The 4,177-nt window shown below is 71.6% G+C and carries 5 protein-coding genes; all 5 read left to right on the top strand.

The window, feature by feature from the left end:
• Nucleotides 1-70 precede the first annotated feature (70 nt).
• Nucleotides 71-952 carry a carbohydrate ABC transporter permease gene (locus E1182_RS29515; RefSeq protein WP_132271000.1) on the top strand — a complete coding sequence of 294 codons (882 nt, stop codon included), beginning with the start codon at nucleotides 71-73 and terminating at the stop codon, nucleotides 950-952.
• A gap of 2 nt (nucleotides 953-954) precedes the next feature.
• Nucleotides 955-1,842, top strand: a complete 888-nt coding sequence (locus E1182_RS29520) for a carbohydrate ABC transporter permease (RefSeq protein WP_132270996.1) — start codon at nucleotides 955-957, stop codon at nucleotides 1,840-1,842.
• Nucleotides 1,843-1,872: 30 nt separating this feature from the next.
• Nucleotides 1,873-2,907, top strand: a complete 1,035-nt coding sequence (locus E1182_RS29525) for a LacI family DNA-binding transcriptional regulator (protein ID WP_371687624.1) — start codon at nucleotides 1,873-1,875, stop codon at nucleotides 2,905-2,907.
• Between the two features lie 186 nt (nucleotides 2,908-3,093).
• Nucleotides 3,094-3,639, top strand: a complete 546-nt coding sequence (locus tag E1182_RS29530; RefSeq protein ID WP_165942759.1) for an RNA polymerase sigma factor — start codon at nucleotides 3,094-3,096, stop codon at nucleotides 3,637-3,639.
• On the top strand, nucleotides 3,636-4,177 hold a 542-nt coding region (locus E1182_RS29535), incomplete at its 3' end, for a hypothetical protein (protein ID WP_132270999.1). The genes E1182_RS29530 and E1182_RS29535, both read left to right, overlap by 4 nt.

The following is a 4,177-nucleotide window of genomic DNA, read 5'->3' on the forward strand; positions in this document are numbered from 1 at the left end:
CCGCTCCACCGTCGGCGCGTCGTCCGTCGCCCCCACGACCCGCGCCACGTCCCGATCCCGGCGCGCCGGCGTGCCCTACTCCTTCCTCGCCCCGGCGCTGATCCTGTTCACGCTCTTCCTGGCCGCGCCGATCGGGTACGCCGCCTACCTGAGCCTGCGCCGGGTCCGGGTCACCGGGCTCGGGTTGGGTGCGAGATCCCGGATAGAGCAGTGGGCGGGCCTGGACAACTACGCCCGGTCGCTGTCGGACCCGGAGTTCCTGCCCAGCATCTGGCGGGTCGCCGCGTACGGCATGATCGTGGTGCCCACCATGCTGGGGTTGGCGCTGCTCATGGCGCTGCTGCTGGACGCCGGACGGTCCCGGGTCGGCGGCTTCGCCCGGATCTCGATCTTCCTGCCGTACGCGGTTCCGGCGGTGGTCGCCTCGCTGCTCTGGGGCTTCCTCTACCTGCCCCGGGTCAGCCCGATCACCGACCTGCTGGAGGCGCTGCGGATCCCCGCGCCGGATCTGCTCTCCTCGTCCTGGGTGCTGTGGGCGGTGGCCAACATCGCCGTCTGGGGCGGCACCGGCTTCAACATGATCGTGCTGTACACCGCGCTGCGGGCCATCCCGTCCGAGATCCAGGAGGCCGCCCGTATCGACGGAGCCACGGACGTCGCCATCGCCTGGCGGATCAAGATTCCGATCCTGCTGCCCTCGCTGGTGATGACGTTCGTCTTCTCCCTGATCGCCACCTTGCAGGTGTTCGCCGAGCCGATGACCCTGCGGCCGCTGAGCAACACCATCTCGACCACCTGGACGCCGCTGATGAAGGTCTACCGCGACGCCTTCACCCGCAACGACATCTACTCGGCCGCAGCCACCTCCGTCGTCCTCGCCGTCGCCACGTTCGCCCTCTCCTTCGGGTTCCTCAAGCTCGTCGGGCGTCGCGCCTTCCACCAGGAGGACTGATCATGAGTCTCGTCACCGCCCCGGTGCCCGCCCCGTTCGAGGCGGTCCGCCGGCCCCGGCGACGCCGGCACAGCGTCGCGGCCACCGTGCTGCTGCTGCTCGGCGCGGCGTACTGCCTGCTGCCCGTGCTCTGGGTGCTGATCGCCTCCAGCAAGAGCGCCGCAGAGCTGTTCTCCACCTTCACGCTCGCCCCGAGCACCCACCTGTGGGACAACGTCGTACAGCTCAGCGCCTACCGGGACGGGCTGTTCTGGCGCTGGATGGCCAACACCGCCCTCTACGCCGGCGTGGGCGCGTTCGTCTCCACGCTGATCTCGGCCATGGCCGGGTTCGCGCTGGCCAAGTACACGTTCCCCGGCAAGAACCTGATCTTCAACCTGATCCTCGCCGGTGTCCTGGTGCCGGGTGTCATCCTCGCCATTCCGCAGTACCTGCTGCTGGCCAAGGTGGGGATGACCAACACCTACTGGGCGGTGCTGCTGCCCAGCATGATCAGCCCGTACGGGATCTACCTGTGCCGGATCTTCGCGGCGGCGGCCGTGCCGGGCGAGATCCTGGAGTCCGCGCGCGTCGACGGCGCCGGCGACTGGCGCACCTTCGGCCAGGTCGCGCTGCCGATGATGCGTACCGGGCTGGTCACCGTGTTCCTGTTCCAGTTCGTGGCGATCTGGAACAACTTCATGCTGCCGTACATCATGCTCGGCGACGACCGGCTCTACCCCATCACCGTCGGCCTCAACGGCCTGCTCAACCAGGGCGCATCCCAGCCGGCCATGTACACGTCGGTGGTCACCGGCGCGCTGCTGTCCATCGTGCCGCTGGTGCTGCTCTTCCTGACGTTGCAACGGTACTGGCAGGTGGACCTCGCCGCCGGCGCGGTCAAGGCCTGAGGAAACGGGGCACAGAGTATGATCACCCCCGTGCCGAACCCGCCCGGCCCCGGGCGTAAGCGACCCACCATCCGCGATGTCGCTCGCGTGGCGGGGGTCTCGTACGCCACCGTCTCCCGCGTGCTCAACGGCCGCGACTGGGTGAGCCCCGAGGCGGTCCGGCTGGTCCGCGACGCGATCGCCCGCACCGGATACACCACCAATCCGCACGCCCGGTCCCTGGCCACCGGCCGGTCCGGTTCGGTGGCCTTCCTGCTCACCGAGCCGCAGCACCTGCTGTTCGAGGATCCGAACTTCGCCGTGCTGGTGCGGGGCGTCGCCCAGGCCCTCTCCGAGCGGGAGCAGACGCTGATCCTGATGATCGCGGCGACCGGCCAGGAGCGCGACCGCGCGGTGTCGTACCTGTCCGGCGGGCACGTCGACGGCGTGCTGCTGGTCTCCCCGCACTCCGGCGACCCGCTGCCCGGCCAACTGGTGCGCGCCGACGTGCCGATCGTGGCCTGCGGTCGGGTTCTCGGCTACGAGCAGACGATCAGCTCGGTGGCGGCGGACGACCGGACGGGCGCGCGGTCCGCGGTCGAACACCTGATCGCGGCGGGGTGCCGACGGATCGCCACGATCACCGGTCCACAGGACACCTCCGGTGGGGTCGACCGGCTGCACGGCTACACCGACGCGCTGACCGCCAACGGGCTCCCGGTGGAGCCGGCCCGGATCGCGCACGCCGACTGGAGCCGGGAGAGCGGCGAGGCGGCGATGCGTACCCTGCTGCGCCAGGCACCCGACCTCGACGCGGTCTTCGCCGCCTCCGACGCCATCGCCGCCGGCACGCTGCCCGCGCTGCGCGACGCCGGCCGTCAGGTGCCCCGCGACGTCCGGGTCGTCGGCTTCGACGACTCCGGGCTGGCCGCCACCCTCGATCCGCCGCTGACCACGGTGCGCCACCCGTTGGACCGCATCAGCGAGGAGATGGTCCGGCTGCTCGCCGACGTCATCGCCGGACGGAGTCCGGTCTCCATCACCGTGCCCACGACGCTGGTGGTGCGCGGCTCCTCCCCGGCCTGACCCGAGCAGACAACCAGCCGGAGTCAACTGGCGTTGGCGCGGACCGGCACTGCCGCCCGCTGCGCCCACGGCCGGATCGCGCTCGCGTGCGCCCAGATCGCGCGAGGGCGGGCGTCGCCGTGTCGACCGGTAATGTCGCCGCCTCCACCGACAAGTACCGGCGACGAGCCGAGTTGTGGAGGTGCGATGCACAGTCCCAGTGGACGGATGACCGACCTGTTCCGCGCGCACGCGGACGACATCCATGCGTACGCCCGGTGGCGGGTCGGCGACGGCGAGGCCGGCGACGTGGTCGGGGAGGTGTTCCTGGCGGCCTGGCGGTCGCTCGATTCGCTGCGGCCGGGTGAGGAGCGCCCCTGGTTGTTCGGCACGGCGCGCAGAATCGTGCTCGCCCGACGCCGACAGAGCCTGGCCCGATCGGCACTGACCAGCCGGTTGACCGCGACACGCGACAGCGCCGTCGTCGACGGGATGGCGGAACAGGTGGTGCTGACCGACCGGGTACGCCGGGTGCTCGACTCGCTGAGCGAGGCCGACCGGGAGTTGTTGATCACCGCCTCCTGGTTCGACCTGAGCCCGGCGGAGGCGGCCAAGGCCCTCGGGGTGTCCCGGCCCACGTACGCGGTGCGGCTGCACCGTGCGCGGAGCCGGTTCCGCGCGGCGTTCCATCGCCTCCCGGCGGATCGACGCGCCGACACCCGCCCGATGCCCGTACGAGAGGGAGCACGATGAACGTCGAAGAGATGATCAAGGCCGCTCGTCCCGACCGCGAACCGGGCTGGTCCGAAGGGGCTCACGGGCAGCGGGTGCTCCACCGCGTCCTGGCCGGTTCCGCGCCCACGGCCACCGGGACGCCCCACACCGGGCCCCGCCGTTGGGTACGGCTGGCGGTGGTGGCCGGCGTCGGGCTGGTCGCGGTCACCGGGCTCGCCGGGGCGGCGGTGCTCGCGTTCGCGCCGGAACCGCCCCCGACCTGGAAGGTTCCCGGCAACTCGATCGCCTGCGCCGCCGAGCGCACCCGCAACGCCGACCTGTCGATCCACCGCTGGCGAGCGGGCGACGATCCGGCCGGCATCTGCCGCCGAGACTGGATCAGCCGTACGGGGACCGCGCCGGAGACGCTGTTCTCCTGCGTGTTCAAGAAGGGCGGCGCCGGCGGCGGGTTGGTGGTGGTCCCCGGCGACGGGATACCGACCGCGGCGCAGGCGTGCGAGACAATCGGGATGTTCGTCGCCCCGGCGGACCTCACTCCGGCCCCGGCGGACCACCC

Source organism: Micromonospora sp. KC721 (assembly GCF_004348355.1).
Classification (GTDB): Bacteria; Actinomycetota; Actinomycetes; order Mycobacteriales; family Micromonosporaceae; genus Micromonospora.